Source organism: Phaeobacter gallaeciensis DSM 26640 (genome assembly GCF_000511385.1).
Classification (GTDB): Bacteria; Pseudomonadota; Alphaproteobacteria; order Rhodobacterales; family Rhodobacteraceae; genus Phaeobacter; species Phaeobacter gallaeciensis.
Genome location: NC_023137.1, coordinates 1,177,617 through 1,194,206, shown reverse-complemented (window position 1 = coordinate 1,194,206; position 16,590 = coordinate 1,177,617). Strand labels below are relative to the sequence as shown.

The following is a 16,590-nucleotide window of genomic DNA, read 5'->3' as shown; positions in this document are numbered from 1 at the left end:
TATGCACCCCGTTGTTAAACTTGTATCCCAGCGCCTAGCGCTGGGATTAATTCTCTTGATTGCCGCATCCGTGCTCATTTTTATGGGTACTTTGATCCTGCCCGGCGATGTGGCGCAGTCCATTCTGGGCCAGTCGGCCACCCCTGAGGCGCTCGCCAATCTGCGGGAAGAACTGGGCCTGAATGAACCTGCCGTACTGCGCTATTTCGACTGGCTGTTCGGCGCCCTGCAGGGGGATCTGGGCACCGCGCTGACCAATGGTCAGGACATCGCAACCAGCATCGGCCGCCGCCTTGGCAATACGCTGTTCCTGGCGTTCTGGGCTGCTGTAATTTCGGTTCCGTTGGCAATTTTCCTTGGCTTGCTCGCCGTGCGCTACCGCGACCGCTGGCCTGACAAACTGATCTCGGCCGTGACCCTGGCCTCGATCTCGATCCCGGAATTTCTGATTGGCTATCTACTGATCTATTTCGTTGCGGTGCAGATGGGCTGGTTCAGCTCCGTTGCGATGATCAATGATTCCATGAACTTGCTGGAAAAACTCAACGCCATTGCCCTGCCTGTTGCGGTGCTGACGCTGGTGGTTTTGGCACATATGATGCGGATGACCCGTGCGGCGATCCTCAATGTGATGCAGTCGGCCTATATCGAAACCGCAGAGCTGAAAGGTCTCAGCACCTTCCACGTGATTGCCCGCCATGCGTTTCCCAACGCCATTGCGCCGATCGTCAATGTGGTGATGCTAAACCTCGCCTATCTGGTGGTGGGCGTCGTGGTGATCGAAGTGGTCTTTGTCTACCCCGGCATGGGGCAGTATCTGGTCGACCATGTGTCCAAGCGTGACGTGCCTGTGGTGCAGGCCTGCGGTCTGATCTTCGCTGCGGTTTATATCGTTCTGAACATGATCGCTGACATTGTCGCTATCCTGTCCAACCCGCGTCTGAGGCATCCGAAATGAAGAATATCCCTATCTCTGCAATGATCGGGCTGTTCTTCACGGCCCTCTACTTTCTCATGGCGATCTTCGCCCCACTGCTGGCACCTTACGGTATGGCCGAAATCGTCGGTGACGTCTGGGAGCCCCGTTCCGCGGAGCATCTTCTGGGCACTGACAACATCGGCCGTGATCTGTTGAGCCGGATGATCTACGGTGGTCGCACAACCATCTTCATCGCCACGGCAGCCACGATCCTGTCCTTCACCACCGGCTCGATCCTCGGCTTCTTTGCCGCGGTTGCTGGCGGCTGGGTGGATCAGGTGATGTCGCGGCTGGTGGATCTCATCATGTCGATCCCAACGCTGATCTTCGCCCTTGTCGTACTGTCGGTGATGCCGGTCACGGTACCGGTGCTGATTGTGGTCATGGGCCTGCTCGACTCAACCCGCGTCTATCGTCTGGCCCGTGCCGTCGCGGTGGATATCGAGGTGATGGACTACGTCGAAGCAGCCCGCCTGCGGGGGGAGAAAACCGCCTGGATCATCTTCCGTGAGATCCTGCCAAACGCTCTGTCACCGCTGGTGGCTGAAATGGGCCTACGGTTCATCTTCATGGTACTGTTTGTCTCCACCCTCTCCTTCCTCGGCCTTGGCGTGCAACCGCCAGAAGCCGACTGGGGCGGCATCGTGAAAGAGAATAAGGAAGGCATCGTCTACGGCATCCCGGCGGCTTTACTGCCCGCCATTGCCATCGCCACCCTTGCGATCTCCGTCAACCTTGTCGCGGACTGGGTTCTGAACCGCACAACCTCGCTGAAAGGAGGCCGCGGATGAGCGAACCTCTTATGAAAGTGCGCAATCTGAAGATCGGCGCAACCGTCTACCCGCCAGGGGAAAAGCCCCATGACATCGAAATCGTGCATGGTGTCAGCTTTGATCTGCAACCGGGCAAGGTGCTTGGGCTGATCGGGGAATCCGGCGCGGGTAAATCCACCATCGGTCTGGCCTCCATGGCCTATGGCCGGGGTGGGGTTAAAATCACCGGTGGCGAAGTCTGGGTGAATGGTCGTGATATTCTGCAGTCAAAACTGCGCGATATCCGGCGCCTGCGCGGCGGTGAGGTCACCTATGTGTCGCAATCCGCTGCCGCCTCGTTCAACCCCGCCAAAAAGATCATGGAACAGGTGATCGAAGCGGCCGTTGAACAGGGCAAATTCTCCAAGAAGGACGCCGAGGCGCGCGCGCGGGTCCTCTTTGCCAAGCTGGGTCTGCCGGATCCTGACAATATCGGAGAGCGTTACCCGCATCAGGTCTCAGGTGGGCAGCTGCAACGCTGCATGACTGCGCTTGCGCTCTGCCCGGAGCCGGATCTTGTGGTGTTTGATGAGCCGACAACGGCGCTGGATGTGACCACCCAGATTGAGGTCCTGATGGCGATCAAGGAAGCCATCCGCGACACCGGTGTGGCCGCGCTCTACATCACCCATGACCTCGCGGTTGTGGCGCAGGTGAGCGACGACATTATGGTGCTGCGCCACGGCAATATGGTGGAATACGGCCCCGTTGATCAGATCATCAACGCACCGCAGGAAGAGTATACCCAGGCTCTGGTCTCGGTCCGCTCCATCACCCATGAGGAAAAGGCCCCCACCCCGGAACCAGTGCTGAGCGTGCGCAATATCACCGCGCGCTACAAAGGCACCAAATTCGACGTTCTGCACAATGTGAACGTTGATCTGCACCCCGGTCAGACATTGGCGGTGGTTGGGGAATCCGGTTCGGGCAAGTCGACACTGGCACGGGTGATTACTGGCCTCTTGCCGCCGCGCGAGGGTGAGATCGAGTTCGCAGGGCGTACCCTGTCCTCCGATCTGGCGGGACGCACCCGTGAGGATCTTCGCGAGTTGCAGATGATTTACCAGATGGCAGATGTAGCCATGAACCCACGCCAGACCGTGGGTACCATCATCGGGCGCCCGCTGGAATTCTACTTCGGCATGAAAGGCGCGGAGAAGCGCAAGCGGATCATTGAGCTGCTGGATGAGATCGAGTTGGGCGAAAGCTTCATGGATCGCTACCCGGCAGAGCTGTCGGGTGGGCAGAAACAGCGTGTCTGTATTGCCCGCGCCTTGGCTGCCAAGCCAAAGATGATCATCTGCGATGAGGTTACCTCGGCGCTGGATCCGCTGGTCGCGGACGGCATCCTCAAACTGTTGCTGGAACTGCAAAAGATCGAGAATGTCGCCTTCCTCTTCATCACCCATGACCTCGCCACGGTGCGAGCGATTTCGGACAATATCGCGGTGATGTATCAGGGACGCGTGCAACGCTATGGCGGCAAGACCGAAGTGCTGTCGCCGCCCTTTGACGATTACACCGATCTGTTGCTCAGCTCGGTGCCAGAAATGCGTCTGGGCTGGCTGGAAGAGGTCATCGCCAACCGCAAGATGGAAAGTGCCGGCAACTAGCAGGCAGGCACCATATATCACCACCCGTCGCAGGCGACTGCGGCGGAACGCTCTCAAAGGCGGTCGCAGGAAAAATCCTCACGACCGCCTTTTTCAGTCACTTCTACAAGACCTTGGGTTCTGCAATGGACAACAAACTTCTCCTCATCATCTTGGACGGCGTTCCTTGGCGTAATTTCCGTCGGCTGTTTGGCAATCTGGAAGGCTGGGTCGACAGCGGCGAGGCACGGGTCTGGAAACACCGGGCGGTGCTGCCGTCGATTTCCGCCAGCTGCTACGCGTCGATTCACACCGGCGTGGTCCCGGCTGAGCACGGCTGTACCGGAAATGGCAATGTCTTCCGTCTGAAGCACAAGGATGTTTTTAGCCAGGTGCGCGACGGTGGTGGCGTGACCGGGGCCGTCGCTCATAGCTTCTGGTCCTCCTTCTTCAATCGCCATCCCTATGATCCCGTGCGCGACGTGGAATATGATGAACCTGAAAGCAGCACTATCAACCATGGGCGGTTTCATTCGATGACGGGCTACGGGCTGGTCAACCAAATGACACCCTCCGACGTGGACCTCTTTGGCACGCTGACCAATCTTTGCCTGCGCTTTGGCCTCAACTACGGCATGCTGCACACCTGCACGCTGGATTGCATGGGACACCGGTTCTTTCACGACTGTCAGGAGATGGATCACGCCTGTTTCGTGATGGACGAAATGCTGGCCCCGTTCATTATCAAATGGCGCGAAATGGGTTATGAGATCATTGTCACCGCTGATCATGGCCAGGATGAGCGCGGCCACCACGGCGGGCGCAGCCCCCTGCAACAGGAAACCGCGCTCTATTACTTTGGAGATGCGACAGGCCCCGCAGAGGATGTGGTGATTGATCAGCTGCAACTGGCCCCCACCATTCTCAGCCGTCTTGGTGCGCCAATTGCCGACACGATGAAGGCAAAATCTTTCCTCAGCTGAGGATCCGTGGCAGGCTTCGTGGGGTGATCGATATAGTCGCCCTACAGGAGCCTGCCATGACCAAACGTTGCCTTGCCCTGATACTGCTGCTTCTGCCACTGCCCGCACTGGCACAGGATGGCTGCGATGACCTGTGGTTCACGCGGAATCTGATCATGGACCGGGCCGGTTATTGCTTTGGCTCGACACTGGGTCAAAGCGTCTTTGACAATAGCGACTGTCTGGGCAAATCGGTCGCGCTTGATCCACACAGCAATCGACAGGTGCAGGAAATCCGGGGGCTAGAGCAGCTTCACGGCTGCAAGGTCAATACCAAGCGCCGTCAACTGGCGCTTAATGACACCCATCTGCGCCGCCTCCTTGTCGATCTGCCGATCCGCGATGAATTTGAAAGCGCCTGCCTTGGCTGGCTCGGTGGTCCGGTGCCGCTTTACTCAGGTCACAGTGCAGGAACGGCGCGGATTGGAGTGATCCAGCCCGGCGATGTCATCGGGTATTCCCATTTTCCAGTGGGCAACTGGTCTTATGTAACCACCCACACGAGCGACTGGCGCGTCAAAAGCGGTGGATGGTATGATCGCAGTGCCGCACCTGAACAATGCCGTGACTTTGCAGGCTAGGGTCACTCGTAAGGCCAGAGCCCCTGCCCCAGCGCTTCCACTGCAACTGAAATCCTCTCAAAACTGTCGCGGGCGCGGCCAACGCTATGGCGAGCGCGCAGATAGCCATGGACAAGTCCGGGTTCATTGATCCAATGCGCCTTGCCCCCGGCTGCTAAAATCTTGTCGCGGTAGTGGCGGGAGTCATCGCGCACCGGATCGCAATCGGCCGTCACCAGCACGGTGGCAGGCAGGTCTGAAAAGTCACTGTCAGCAAGCGGTTCCAATGTCGGGTCAGTGCCGGCCTCACTTCCCTCTGGGCGCCGCAGCTGTCCATAGAACAGAATGTCATCCCGCGTCAGCATCGGAGCCTGCGCATGTTCCAGATAAGACCCCTCGTTTATGTCTCCGCCAAAGGCCCCGTAGATCAACACCTGACCGACCATCCCCGTGAGCCGTCCACGGGCATGATGCGCCACCGCAGCGCAGAGATTGGCACCCGCGCTATCCCCGGCCAAGACCAGATCGCCGTCGAAGCTGGCAGAGATCCACTGACAGACCGCCCAGGCATCATCAAAGGCCGCCGGGTGCAGATGTTCAGGAGACAGGCGGTAGTCTACCGCGACCACGCGGTAACCTGTTTGCGCGCAGAGTTCAGCGCAGACATCATCATGGCTGTCCAATCCGCCAACCACGAACCCGCCGCCATGACAGTACATCACCGTACAGCCGGGATCTCCGGCGGTGTAGATCCGCACGGGAACAGCCCCAACCAGACGATCCTCGCAGCTGACACTATCAGGGCGCGCGGCGCGAAACTCAGCCGCCATGGCATCATAGACCTTGCGCTGTTCAGCAATTGACAGATCCACCGCATCATCCGGGTAACATTCGCCCGTCTTGCGGATAAAGGCCCAGGTTTCCTCATCGATCAGCCGTTCGTAATTCATCTCGCCCGTTCCCTGTGTCGTAGTACGCCGGATGAGCCTAGCAGCGCGGCGATCAAAAACCATGCCCCACAAACGAAAAAAGCGTCCCGGTGGAACGCTTTCTCCATCTCTTGCAAGGGCCAGAGCCGAAGGCGCTCGATCACGCCTTGGACATGGGTTCCCAAGGGCGGGTAAACACCCCCAGCACGTCGGAGATATCCGACGCCTTGGCACCGTTTTCTTCGACCTGTGCGACCAGACCGCGCCCTTTGTCATCAACCACATGTTCGACGCGGGCGGGCAGACCAGCCTTCAGCAGCGCGTCGTTGTAAATCCGGGTGATGGCATTCTTACGCAGATCCGGTTTGAAGACCTTGCCCACGGCAGTTTTCGGCAGCTCGTCCATCACTGTGACGTGTTTTGGGATTGCGGCTCGCTCATGTACGTGGATCTTGCAATAGGCCAACAGCTCCTCTGCGGTGACACTGGCTCCATCGACCAATTCGACAAAGGCACAAGGCACCTCGCCGGCATGGGCATCCGGCTGGCCGATAGCACCGGCAAAGGCCACAGCCTCATGCCCCAGAAGCGCCTCTTCAATCTCGGCCGGGTCGATATTGTGACCGCCGCGAATAATCAGATCCTTGGCACGACCGGTGATCCAGAGGTACCCGTCGCTGTCCAGCTTCCCAAGGTCGCCAGTGCGCAGGTATTGATCCTTGTAGAACAGACCGTCGTTTTTCTCGACCTCGGTATAGGTGTGACCGGCATAGACACCGGGGCTGGAGATGCAGATCTCGCCGATCTCATCCACACCCAACTCAACCGTGCCGCTCTCCGTTCCTTTGACAATTTTCACATCCGTATAGGGCAGCGGAATACCGATCGAGCCGATTTTCTTCTCGCCCTCAACGGGATTGCAGGACACCAGACAGGTTGCCTCGGTCAGGCCATACCCTTCTACGATCTTGACGCCGGTTGCCTGTTCAAACCGTTTGAACAACTCTACCGGCAAGGGGGCCGAACCGGAGAAGGCCGTTTTCACGGTGGAGACATCCGCATCCACCGGGCGCTGCATCTTTGCCGAGATCGCCGTGGGCACAGTGATGATGAAAGAAATCTTCCAGCGCTCGATCAACTTCCAGAAATTGTCAAAGACACCGTCGCCGCGATACCCCTGTGGCGTCGGGAACACGACATGCGCGCCTGAGGCAACAGCCGCCATCAGGATCACATGGCAGGCAAATACATGAAACAGTGGCAACGGACACATGATGTTGTCTTCGGCAGTGAACAGGAGCTTACTGCCCAGCCAGCCGTTGTAGTTCATGCCGGAATAGGTGTGCTGTGCCACCTTGGGCATGCCGGTGGTGCCGCCAGTGTGGAAGTAGCAGGCCACGCGGTCGCTGTCGGAATCCGCAAAGGTCAGCTCGGTGGGATGCTTGCGCAGCTCTTTGTTGAAGTTCTTGTAGTCTGCATGCGCCAGCTTGTCCTTGCCCTCAAGCTTGGGGCGGATCATGGGCACGATCCAGGACTTCGGCGGTGTCAGATAGCGGTTGAGGTCAATTTCCAGAACCGTGTTGACCTTAGGCGCGTGGCGCACTGCCTCGGCAACTTTCTGAGCAACGTCGGTTTTGGGGAAGGGTTTCAGCGTGACCACAACTTTCGCCCCGGTCTCGCGCAAAATGGAGGCGATCTGCTCCGGCTCAAGCAGCGGATTGATAGGGTTGGCAATGCCCGCAACAGCGCCGCCCAGCAGTGTCACAACCGTTTCGTTGCAGTTGGGCAGGATATAGGCCACCACATCTTTTTCGCCGATGCCCATCGAGCGGAACATATTCGCCGCTTGGGTGACCTTGTCCTTCAACTGTCGCCACGTGAGGGTCTCAGCCTTGTCTGTTGGGCCGGAAAAGATCTGATAGCTGACGGCTTTGTTGTCGGGATACTTCCCGGCCGTACGGGACAACAGCCCGTAAAGCGTCGTCGGCATGTTCCGTTGCCCGAAGGGCATCTCATTCACTAGTGCCAAGCAGTCCGCGGCCGTGGCAAATCCCATTGGTTTCCTCCCCTAGTCCCCTTGTGCCGGGGAATTTCAGTTAACACAAAATGATTTGAAACGACCCGTCGTGCAAGCGCGCCGACAGGGTCACGTCAAGGAAGCCTGCACTTTGACGCAGCGACATTTGACAGTTTTCAACCTTGAAACTGATTTTTTGGGCGGTTGAGGCCTGTATTGCCTATTCTGCCGCCATTCCATCGGTGAACTGCAACCGCGCCAGACGGGCGTAGAGACCATCCTCTGCGACCAGCTGATCATGGGTGCCAGTTGCAATGATGCGCCCCTCTTCCATGACCACGATACGATCCGCCTTTTTCACCGTCGCCAGACGATGCGCCACGATGAGAGTGGTCCGCCCCTGGCTCAACTCATCCACGGCGGCCTGGACCAGACGTTCGCTTTCAGCGTCAAGCGCGGATGTCGCCTCGTCCAGCAGCAGCACCGGCGCATCCCGCAGGATAGCGCGAGCGATGGCGATACGCTGTTTCTGGCCACCCGAGAGCATCACACCACGTTCGCCGACCTGACTGTCGTAGCCTTCGGGCAGTGCGGTGATAAACTCATGCGCCGCCGCAGCTCGAGCAGCGGCCTCAACCTCAGCGTCGCTGGCCCCGGGGCGGCCAAAGCGAATGTTGTCACGCGCGGACGCCGCAAAAATGACCGGATCCTGCGGCACCAAGGCGATGTGTTTGCGGAAATCATCCCGTTGCAGATCCCGCAACGGCATACCATCCAGGCAAACCGCACCAGACGTCGGATCATAAAACCGCTGGATCATCTGAATGATCGTTGTCTTACCCGCACCAGACGGCCCGACGAAGGCAACAGTTTCCCCCGGCTGCACAGTCAGGGAAACATCCACCAACGCCGGGATCTGTGGACGCGCCGGATAGCGGAAGGATACGTTGTCAAACCGGATTTCCCCGCGCACTGGTGCTGCAAGCGCTTGGGGCGACTTGGGGTCCTGGACCTGATCCACAGCGGTTAATAGCTCTACCAAACGCTCGGTTGCGCCGGCTGCCCGCTGCAATTCGCTCCAGATTTCCGACAGAGCCGCAACCGAGCCTGCAACCAGCACCGCATAAATCACAAACTGGACCAGCGTGCCTTCGGTCATCACGCCTGCGCGCACGTCATTGGCGCCCATCCACAACACGCCAACCACTCCGGAGAACACAAGGAAGATCACGATAACGGTCAGAAAGGCACGCGTCTGGATCCGCCGCATCGACACATCAAAAGCGGTTTCGGTCAGGCGGCTGAATTCGCTCCGGCTTGCCACTTCATGGGTGTAGGCCTGAACCGTCTGGACTGCGCCCAGCGCCTCCCCTGCGTTGCCGGATGAAGCCGCGATCCAATCCTGGTTCTCTCGGCTGATCTTGCGCAGGCGCCGCCCCAACACCAAAATCGGCACAATCACCGCCGGAACAATCAGCAGCACGAGGCTGGTCAGCTTGGCAGAGGTCAAAAGCATCAGCACCAGACCGCCTGCAAAGATCAGCATATTGCGCAGGGCAATCGACACCGAGGAGCCAAGAACAGACTGGATCAATGTGGTATCCGTCGTGATCCGGCTCAGCACCTCGCCCGTCATGATCTGTTCGAAGAACGCCGGGCTCATGCCAATGACGCGGACGAACACCGCCTTGCGGATATCGGCAACCACCCGCTCGCCCAGCCGTGTAACCAGCGCGTAACGCAACCCGGTGCCTGCCGCCAACAGCGCAGCGATCACAAGGGCGGCGGCAAAATACTGATTGAGAAGCGCGGCTTCGGAGATCCGGAAATTGTCGACAACCCGACGCACCGCCAGCGGCAGCGTCAGCGACAGGCCCGCTGTCAACACCAGCGCCAGCGTCGCCATGGCCATCAGCACACGATAGGGGCGCATGAATGGCCACAGTGCGGAGAGAACACCAACTTTGCGTGATTTCTCGCGCTCTACATCCGCAGTCGGGACCGCTTGATTTCCCGCCATGTCAGCTCCTTCGACGTTCCGTGTGGCAGGATCTCTGGCCTGCGCATCGCCAAGGTTCATGACTGCGCAAACCTCTGAGGTCAAGCGCACAGAAGCCATCATCCTCGGCCATAGCGCCGCATGTCGAACCTCAAGCCACTGCGTCATATCGCAAAATACAGCGCTGACTTAACGATATACCGGTTGATGCGAGGAGACCTGGAGCGGGTAGCGGGAATCGAACCCGCACCTTAAGCTTGGAAGGCTCTTATGATACCATTTCACCATACCCGCTCAGGGAATTTCGTCTATAAATCGGTGCTTTCTGAGCGTCAAGCGGGTCTGACGTGAAAATCTCACATTTCGGAGTTTTGTCTAGAATGGCCGTTCGCCGCAGATCTGATCTGCGACTGGATCAGCTGCCCAGCATGCGTCCAATCCACCCCTTACGCGGCGCGGCGTCATCGGCAGGCGTTTCCGCGCCCGCGTCATTTGCTTCAACCTCGACCCCAGCCACCTCGTCGGCTTCAACTGCCGCTTGAAACCGCTCAAAGAACTGATCAGCCATTTTCTTAGCAAAGCCATCAATGATCCGGCTGCCCAGCTGCGCCAGCTTGCCACCAACCTTGGCCTCTACCTCATAGCTCAGCAGAGTTTGCCCATTTTCGCCATCGCTCAAAGTCACATGGGCATCCCCTTTGGCAAATCCGGCCGCCCCGCCCTTGCCTTCGCCACGCAGGGTCAGGCTGTTTGGCGCGTCGAGATCAGAGAGCGTCACGGTCCCGCGAAACGTCGCCTTGACCGGGCCAACTTTTTGCACAACAACCGCAGTGAAGCCATCCTCGGCGGAGCCGTCCATTTCCTGACAGCCGGGCACCGCGTTCTTCAGGGTTTCAGCATCCAGCAGCCCCTGCCAAACCTCGGCGCGCGGGGCAGCTATGGTGCGGGTATCGGCAAGTTTCATGGGCGCTTTTTCCTTACTCTGGCGATCTACTGGCGATCAGTTTCTCAGCAGGCAGCGGATGGTCTGCCTGACGTGTGCATAGCCTAAACCGAAAGCGCCCCGATATGCGACATTGGTTGCAAGCCAGAGGTGGACCGGGCCGCTCTCATCTTTGGGAACAGCACGCACCGTCAGTCTGATACTGGCAATTTTCTCGCTTACAAATAGGTGATGCTCACTCATAGGCGACGGCAAGAGCCTTCGACCTTTCGCCTATTGGTAGGTCTGTACCTGTGCTGCTAGCATGATTCTCGTCGGGGCGGCTTCCAATCCGCTGCAAGTGCCCGGCCTAATGATACGAAGCAACCGCCCGGTAGATCTTAGGAGTCTGATGACACAGTCGTCCCCCACAAGAATTCCGACCCAAAGCGGTCATCCCGAACCGTCGGAATCGGCGCGTTTTGTCACCGCACTGATCGTCGAGGATCATCCCTTGTTCTGCGATGCTCTGGCGATGACTTTACGCGCGACGGTCGGCATTCGCACGATCGTAACCGCGCCGACACTGGAACAGGCCATTTCTGAGATTGCCGATACACCTCCCCCGGACGCAGTGGTCCTGGATCTGAACCTGCCGGATGTTCATGGCATGGACGGGCTTATCCGGTTGCGCAACGCCACCAGCGCGCCGATACTTGTCGTCTCGTCCATGGCGGACAATCGGGTAATTAGTGCCGCCATTCATGCCGGAGCCGCAGGTTTCGTTCCCAAGCACGGCCAGCGCGAGATTTACATCAGCGCGTTTGATGCAATCGCAAAGGGCACGCCGTTTGTTCCGCCCGGTTACGTGCTGCTGCCCCGCGACAGTGAAACTCAGGACGCGACCGGGCGACTGGCGACGCTGACCAATCAGCAGGCGCGCATCCTGCAGCTGATCTGTGCCGGCAAACTGAACAAACAAATAGCCTATGATCTGTCGATTGCTGAAACCACGGTCAAAGCCCATGTCACCGCAATCATGCGCAAACTCGGCGTGCAAAGCCGTACCCAAGCGGTTTTGATCGCGAAGGAAACCAGCTTTGCAAACGTCTTGCAAGATCTCGGCTGAACCGCCTACCATCCAACATGAAACGCCCAGCCCCACCCCGCGCCGATGCCAATCCCCCCACAGTCGCGTCGGCTGAGACCGGGCGCGCGCTGCCTGCAATGGCTGCCGCACTACACCAGTCCAGTCGTATCACCCGCACCGGTTTTGCTGCGGCCGACGCGCCCGATGCCCTGGCGAGGTTGGCACAAATGCTGGCACCGCTCGATGATCTTGAGCTGATCATTCTCTTTATCTCTCCGCAGGCCGATATCCATGCGCTCGGCGCTGCGGCGACACGTGATCTGGCCCCCGCACAGGTGGTTGGCTGCACCACTGCAGGTGAAATCGGCGAGGCTGGTTACACAGATGGAGAGATTGTCGCCATCGGCCTTCCCCGCAGCCATTTCTGCGCACGAGTTCTGCCTATTGACGATCTGAACGCCTATGATCCCCAGAGCCAGATTGACCAGATCATTCGCAATCGCAACGATATGGCGCGGGAGACACCGCAGTGGGGGTCCGAATTTGCCTTTCTACTGGTGGATGGACTGTCGGTAAAGGAAGACGCGCTAACCACCGATCTAGCGCCAGGGCTTGGCCCGGTGCCACTGTTTGGCGGATCCGCCGGCGATAGCACCGATTTCGGCGTAACATACGTTCTTTGCGGTGGAGAGGCCCGGCAGAACGCGGCGGTCTTGCTACAGATCCGCAGCAACTGCCCGATCAAGGTCTTCAACACGGATCATCTTGTACCGACGGCCCAGCGCATGGTGGTGACCGGGGCTGATCCTGCTCGTAGACTGGTCTATGAAATCAACGCCGAACCGGCGGCGCGGGAATATGCGCGCCTGCTGGGCAAGGATCCAGAACAGCTCACCACCTTCACCTTTGCGGCTCATCCCGTGGTGGTGCGCATTGGTGGCCAGCATCATGTCCGCGCAATCCAACAGGTCGCAGACACTGGTGATCTTGTGTTTTTCTCAGCCATCGACGAAGGGGTCGTGCTGACATTGGCAGAGCCTCTCGACATGGTGAATCATCTCGACCGCGCGCTTTCTGCGTTGGGAGACACCCGGACACCCGATGTTATCCTGGCCTGCGATTGCGTACTGCGACGGATGGAAGCCCAGCAGAAACAACTGACGCCACAGATATCCGCACTCTTCGCCAAACACCGCGCCGTGGGATTTTGCACCTACGGGGAGCAGGTGAACTCCATCCACGTGAACCAGACACTGACCGGAGTCGCCATCTACCCGCCCGCAACAGACGAGACTGCGGCCAGATCATGACCGAAGGCCTGATTGATCCGCATGATTCTCTGGAACGGCAGAATGAAAAACTGCTGAAGATCACCGCGACCCTGATGCGCCGTGTGGAGCAAGATACAGATGCCTCCGGCCTTGCGTATGCGCAGTTTGAACGCGCTGTTTTGCTGGAAGAGGAAATCCGCAGCCGCACCCGCGATCTGGAGCGCACGCTGGATCTGCTCAATCTCTCGAACGCCAAGCTCGCCGAGGCCAACCGCGAGACCGAAGCCGCGCGCGCCAATCTCGCCAATGCCATTGAAACCGTTCAAGAAGGCTTCGCACTTTTCAATGCGGAGGATGTGCTGGTGATGTGCAACAGTCGCTTTGGCATGCACATGCCTGATATCTGCGCTGATCTGCGACCGGGGCTGAGGTTTGAAAGCTATGTGCAACTGATCAGTTCGAGCACGGCCCTGTCGCTCCCGGCGGGCACGTCAGCCGCCAGTTGGGCTGCCCGCCGACTGGCCCGTCATCAGGACCGCAGCGTCATGTTCAACGTGCGCATGACCGGCAATCGCTGGGTGCAGGTGAGTGAGCACCGAACGCCGGATGGTGGCACGGTCATCCTGCAGACTGACGTCACAGACATCATGCGGCTCCAGCACCAGGAACGTGAACGCATTCTGGACGACCAGGCGCGTCTCATTCGCGCCACATTGGAACATCTGAACCAGGGGGTCTGCATCTTCGATCAGCAGGCCCGGCTGGTCGGATGGAACCGGCTTATGGGGAATCTACTATCGATCCCAATCGGGAGGTTCCGCATCGGTAGCCGGTTTGAGAGTATTTTTGAGCAGCTGCGCGACACCTTCACCTTTGCGCAGGCGGAGATCGCTGATCAGGTCGCGAACTGGGCCCGCCCGCGCACAGGATTGACGGTTGGTTCAGCTTCCGCACAGACCACCACTGATCAGAGCGCGCGAGCTCCGCTCTCCTTCGATATTCAGCAGGGCACGACGCGGGTTTTGACCGTATTTATGCAGGATATGCCCGATGGGGGCTTTGTGATCAGCTTCACCGATGTCACGGCCGAACGGCAGACGGCCCGCGCCATGAGCGAGGCGCGCGACACATTGGAGCAACGCGTTCTGGAACGCACGCTGGAGCTGGAAGACGCGCTGCAAGCCGCTGAACGGGCCAATGCGTCCAAATCCCGCTTTGTCGCTGCTGCATCCCATGATCTGCTGCAACCCTTGTCTGCTGCAAAACTCTTCGTCGCAGCTCTGGATAGCGAACTGCCTGACGAACTGCCTAAGGACACGCTGCATAAGGCGGCCAATGCCTTGGACAGTGTGGAAACGCTGGTCTCCGCTCTCCTCGATATCTCAAGGCTGGATTCCGGTCGCGCAGAGGTCCACAAGTCCTCCGTCGATCTGGACGACCTGTTGGGCCAGCTGCAGGATGAGATGCGCCCGACTGCCGATGCCAAAGGGCTAAGCCTGCGACTTAGGCCCAGTCGTGCGCGCGTGCTAAGTGATGTGACCTATCTGAGGCGTATCCTGCAAAACCTGATCTCCAACGCGCTGCGCTACACCGATCAAGGTGGTGTGCTGATTGGCATACGTCCGCGCCGGGCCACCGTCAGGGTCGAGGTCTGGGACACAGGCCCCGGTATTCCCGACGAAGATCGCGGCCGGATTTTTGCGGAGTTCCAGCGCCTTAACGCCACAGCGAGTGCTGCTGACGGTATGGGGCTGGGGCTTGCCATCGTAGAGCGGGCCTGCGCGCTGCTCGGTCATCCGCTGACGCTCAGGTCTGAGCTGGGACGTGGAACAGTCTTCGCCATTGAACTGCCACGCGATGTCTCCAGGCCGCAGATCGGGAAGGTCCCTCCCCTCAAGGCAGCTGCCCCTCGCCCGGTCCCTACGCAGCTGCCCCAACTGATCGCGCTACTGATCGTTTCAGATACCGACCTTCGCCAGGCGCTAAGCCTTACCATGGAGCAATGGGGGATCGACGTGCTGACTTGCGCCAGCGAGGGGGAGGCCCGGATTTTGCTGACCGAAATTGAGCTCACACCGGATGTTTTGCTGATAGACCTGCAATTGGGGGCGAACCAAAGCGGCGCCAGAGTCATTGAGGGTTTGCGTCGCGACCTCGGACCACTGCCCGCTTGCCTCATTTCCTCCAGCCCCACTCCGGACACCGCCGCGCTGGCCCAGCGACTGAATGCCCAGTTGTTTGCAAAACCCATCCCAACGGAGCAACTGCGCAGCTTTCTCAACGCTCTGCGGTCCCCGAAGCTCTAACACCTCAAACTACGTGCCTCTGCCTGAAGCGCAACTAGAGCCACACCGGGACACGCTTGGCCACCGCAAAAGTGATCTGTCGACGTTGGTCAAACGTAGTAAATCCATGGGTATCGATCTATCTACGACAACAATCCCTTCAGCAAGATCATCACACAGCCGGAAGACGACGCCGATGACCTCTCCCCAAGCTATGCCGACGCTTCGGCCCACCGCGATCATCACTGCGCACGGACAGCCGTCTGACCCTGCCCCGCAGGAACGTGCACTGGCCGAGCTTGCAAATGCAGTCGCATCGCTGCTACCGGAGTGGGATATTCGTTCCGCGACCCTGGCCATGTCTGACCGACTAGAGCAGGTGACACCGCAGGGCGCGCTGATCTACCCGTTTTTCATGGCAAATGGCTGGTTTACCAGTTCTGTGCTGCCAAGACGACTGCAAGGGCACGACGTTCATCATCTTCCCCCTTTTGGGTTGGACCCAAACCTGCCCGACCTGGCCTGTGACGCGCTCACCCTTGCCTGCGCTGCGCGCGGCTGGTCGCTTTCCTCAACCCGCATTCTGCTCGCGGCACATGGATCAGCCCGCGGCCCCAAGGCGGCGGAGGCCGCAGAGGCGTTTGCAACGGCAATGCGTAACCGACTTCCCGGCACGACGCTGGCCACCGGCTACGTTGAGGAAGATCCGCGTATCGCAGAGACCGCCCGTGTGTTTGAGGACACCGCTCCAGCGCAGCCCAGCCTCTGCCTGCCGTTTTTTGCGCAAGCGGGCGAACATGTGCGCGACGATATCCCCAATGCTCTGGCCGATGCAGGCTTTGGCGGCGATACCCTGCCGGTTCTCGGAGCACTCCCGCAGGTGCCACAGCTGATTGCAAACGCGCTCAACAAAGCCCTTTCCGGCCCCGGTGTCACCCCAACCTGATCTGATGGCAGCGGGGCTCGCCTGCACATTGCCTGCAGCTACGCGTTTTCGCCGTGGCTAGTCGAAGATGGATTGTCCTTCGAACACATGCCACCGGGACAGGAATCTGTCTTGCTCTCCCCGACACAGGAAAACGCGCGCCCTTACGTACAACGCGGCCCCACAA

13 protein-coding genes and 1 tRNA gene are annotated in these 16,590 nt (G+C 59.1%); 9 read left to right on the top strand and 5 right to left on the bottom strand.

What is annotated here, in order from left to right; translation table 11 throughout:
* The first annotated feature begins 1 nt into the window (after position 1).
* The 5 genes from GAL_RS05785 to GAL_RS05765 all read left to right on the top strand — a co-directional run bounded on the left by GAL_RS05785 (position 2) and on the right by GAL_RS05765 (position 4,986).
* Positions 2-958 (top strand): ABC transporter permease, encoded by a 957-nt coding sequence (locus GAL_RS05785; protein WP_024096651.1) that lies wholly within the window; start codon positions 2-4, stop codon positions 956-958.
* On the top strand, positions 955-1,770 hold the full coding sequence (locus tag GAL_RS05780; RefSeq protein WP_024096650.1) for an ABC transporter permease: 816 nt from the start codon (positions 955-957) through the stop codon (positions 1,768-1,770). The genes GAL_RS05785 and GAL_RS05780 overlap by 4 nt, the downstream gene beginning before the upstream one ends.
* Complete coding sequence (locus GAL_RS05775; RefSeq protein WP_024096649.1) at positions 1,767-3,404, top strand: ABC transporter ATP-binding protein; 1,638 nt, start codon at positions 1,767-1,769, stop codon at positions 3,402-3,404. The genes GAL_RS05780 and GAL_RS05775 overlap by 4 nt, the downstream gene beginning before the upstream one ends.
* A gap of 125 nt (positions 3,405-3,529) precedes the next feature.
* Positions 3,530-4,366, top strand: coding sequence for an alkaline phosphatase family protein (locus tag GAL_RS05770; protein ID WP_024096648.1), 837 nt, complete (start codon positions 3,530-3,532; stop codon positions 4,364-4,366).
* 56 nt (positions 4,367-4,422) lie between these two features.
* On the top strand, positions 4,423-4,986 hold the full coding sequence (locus GAL_RS05765) for a DUF4453 domain-containing protein (protein ID WP_024096647.1): 564 nt from the start codon (positions 4,423-4,425) through the stop codon (positions 4,984-4,986).
* A gap of 2 nt (positions 4,987-4,988) precedes the next feature.
* Here GAL_RS05765 and GAL_RS05760 read toward each other — a convergent pair whose 3' ends face one another.
* The 5 genes from GAL_RS05760 to GAL_RS05740 form a co-directional block, all read right to left on the bottom strand.
* Positions 4,989-5,915, bottom strand: a complete 927-nt coding sequence (locus GAL_RS05760) for an alpha/beta hydrolase (protein WP_024096646.1) — start codon at positions 5,913-5,915, stop codon at positions 4,989-4,991.
* Positions 5,916-6,054: 139 nt separating this feature from the next.
* On the bottom strand, positions 6,055-7,950 hold the full coding sequence (locus GAL_RS05755; RefSeq protein WP_024096645.1) for an acyl-CoA synthetase: 1,896 nt from the start codon (positions 7,948-7,950) through the stop codon (positions 6,055-6,057).
* 181 nt (positions 7,951-8,131) lie between these two features.
* Entirely contained in the window at positions 8,132-9,931 is a 1,800-nt protein-coding gene (locus GAL_RS05750) for an ABC transporter transmembrane domain-containing protein (RefSeq protein ID WP_024096644.1), read from the bottom strand.
* 199 nt (positions 9,932-10,130) lie between these two features.
* Positions 10,131-10,204: transfer RNA gene (locus tag GAL_RS05745), tRNA-Gly, on the bottom strand.
* Between the two features lie 121 nt (positions 10,205-10,325).
* A complete protein-coding gene (locus tag GAL_RS05740) occupies positions 10,326-10,874 on the bottom strand; it encodes a CoxG family protein (RefSeq protein WP_024096643.1) in 549 nt (182 codons plus the stop codon).
* 370 nt (positions 10,875-11,244) lie between these two features.
* Here GAL_RS05740 and GAL_RS05735 point away from each other — a divergent pair, with 370 nt between their 5' ends.
* From GAL_RS05735 to GAL_RS05720, 4 genes are all read left to right on the top strand, one after another.
* Positions 11,245-11,961, top strand: coding sequence for a LuxR C-terminal-related transcriptional regulator (locus tag GAL_RS05735; protein WP_024096642.1), 717 nt, complete (start codon positions 11,245-11,247; stop codon positions 11,959-11,961).
* Positions 11,962-11,978: 17 nt separating this feature from the next.
* The gene (locus GAL_RS05730) at positions 11,979-13,232 is read left to right on the top strand and encodes an FIST N-terminal domain-containing protein (protein WP_040103947.1); all 1,254 of its coding nucleotides are present in this window, start codon (positions 11,979-11,981) and stop codon (positions 13,230-13,232) included.
* A complete protein-coding gene (locus tag GAL_RS05725) occupies positions 13,229-15,499 on the top strand; it encodes a hybrid sensor histidine kinase/response regulator (RefSeq protein WP_024096640.1) in 2,271 nt (756 codons plus the stop codon). The genes GAL_RS05730 and GAL_RS05725 overlap by 4 nt, the downstream gene beginning before the upstream one ends.
* Before the next feature lie 175 nt (positions 15,500-15,674).
* On the top strand, positions 15,675-16,424 hold the full coding sequence (locus tag GAL_RS05720) for a sirohydrochlorin chelatase (protein ID WP_024096639.1): 750 nt from the start codon (positions 15,675-15,677) through the stop codon (positions 16,422-16,424).
* The last annotated feature ends 166 nt before the right edge of the window (positions 16,425-16,590 follow it).

Coding starts and splice junctions, on each gene's coding strand:
- GAL_RS05725 (WP_024096640.1), top strand. CDS start 13,229: ATGACCGAAGGCCTGATTGATCCGCATGATTCTCTGGAACGGCAGAAT.
- GAL_RS05765 (WP_024096647.1), top strand. CDS start 4,423: ATGACCAAACGTTGCCTTGCCCTGATACTGCTGCTTCTGCCACTGCCC.
- GAL_RS05755 (WP_024096645.1), bottom strand. CDS start 7,950: ATGGGATTTGCCACGGCCGCGGACTGCTTGGCACTAGTGAATGAGATG.
- GAL_RS05735 (WP_024096642.1), top strand. CDS start 11,245: ATGACACAGTCGTCCCCCACAAGAATTCCGACCCAAAGCGGTCATCCC.
- GAL_RS05730 (WP_040103947.1), top strand. CDS start 11,979: ATGAAACGCCCAGCCCCACCCCGCGCCGATGCCAATCCCCCCACAGTC.
- GAL_RS05720 (WP_024096639.1), top strand. CDS start 15,675: ATGACCTCTCCCCAAGCTATGCCGACGCTTCGGCCCACCGCGATCATC.
- GAL_RS05760 (WP_024096646.1), bottom strand. CDS start 5,915: ATGAATTACGAACGGCTGATCGATGAGGAAACCTGGGCCTTTATCCGC.
- GAL_RS05780 (WP_024096650.1), top strand. CDS start 955: ATGAAGAATATCCCTATCTCTGCAATGATCGGGCTGTTCTTCACGGCC.
- GAL_RS05775 (WP_024096649.1), top strand. CDS start 1,767: ATGAGCGAACCTCTTATGAAAGTGCGCAATCTGAAGATCGGCGCAACC.
- GAL_RS05740 (WP_024096643.1), bottom strand. CDS start 10,874: ATGAAACTTGCCGATACCCGCACCATAGCTGCCCCGCGCGCCGAGGTT.
- GAL_RS05770 (WP_024096648.1), top strand. CDS start 3,530: ATGGACAACAAACTTCTCCTCATCATCTTGGACGGCGTTCCTTGGCGT.
- GAL_RS05750 (WP_024096644.1), bottom strand. CDS start 9,931: ATGGCGGGAAATCAAGCGGTCCCGACTGCGGATGTAGAGCGCGAGAAA.
- GAL_RS05785 (WP_024096651.1), top strand. CDS start 2: ATGCACCCCGTTGTTAAACTTGTATCCCAGCGCCTAGCGCTGGGATTA.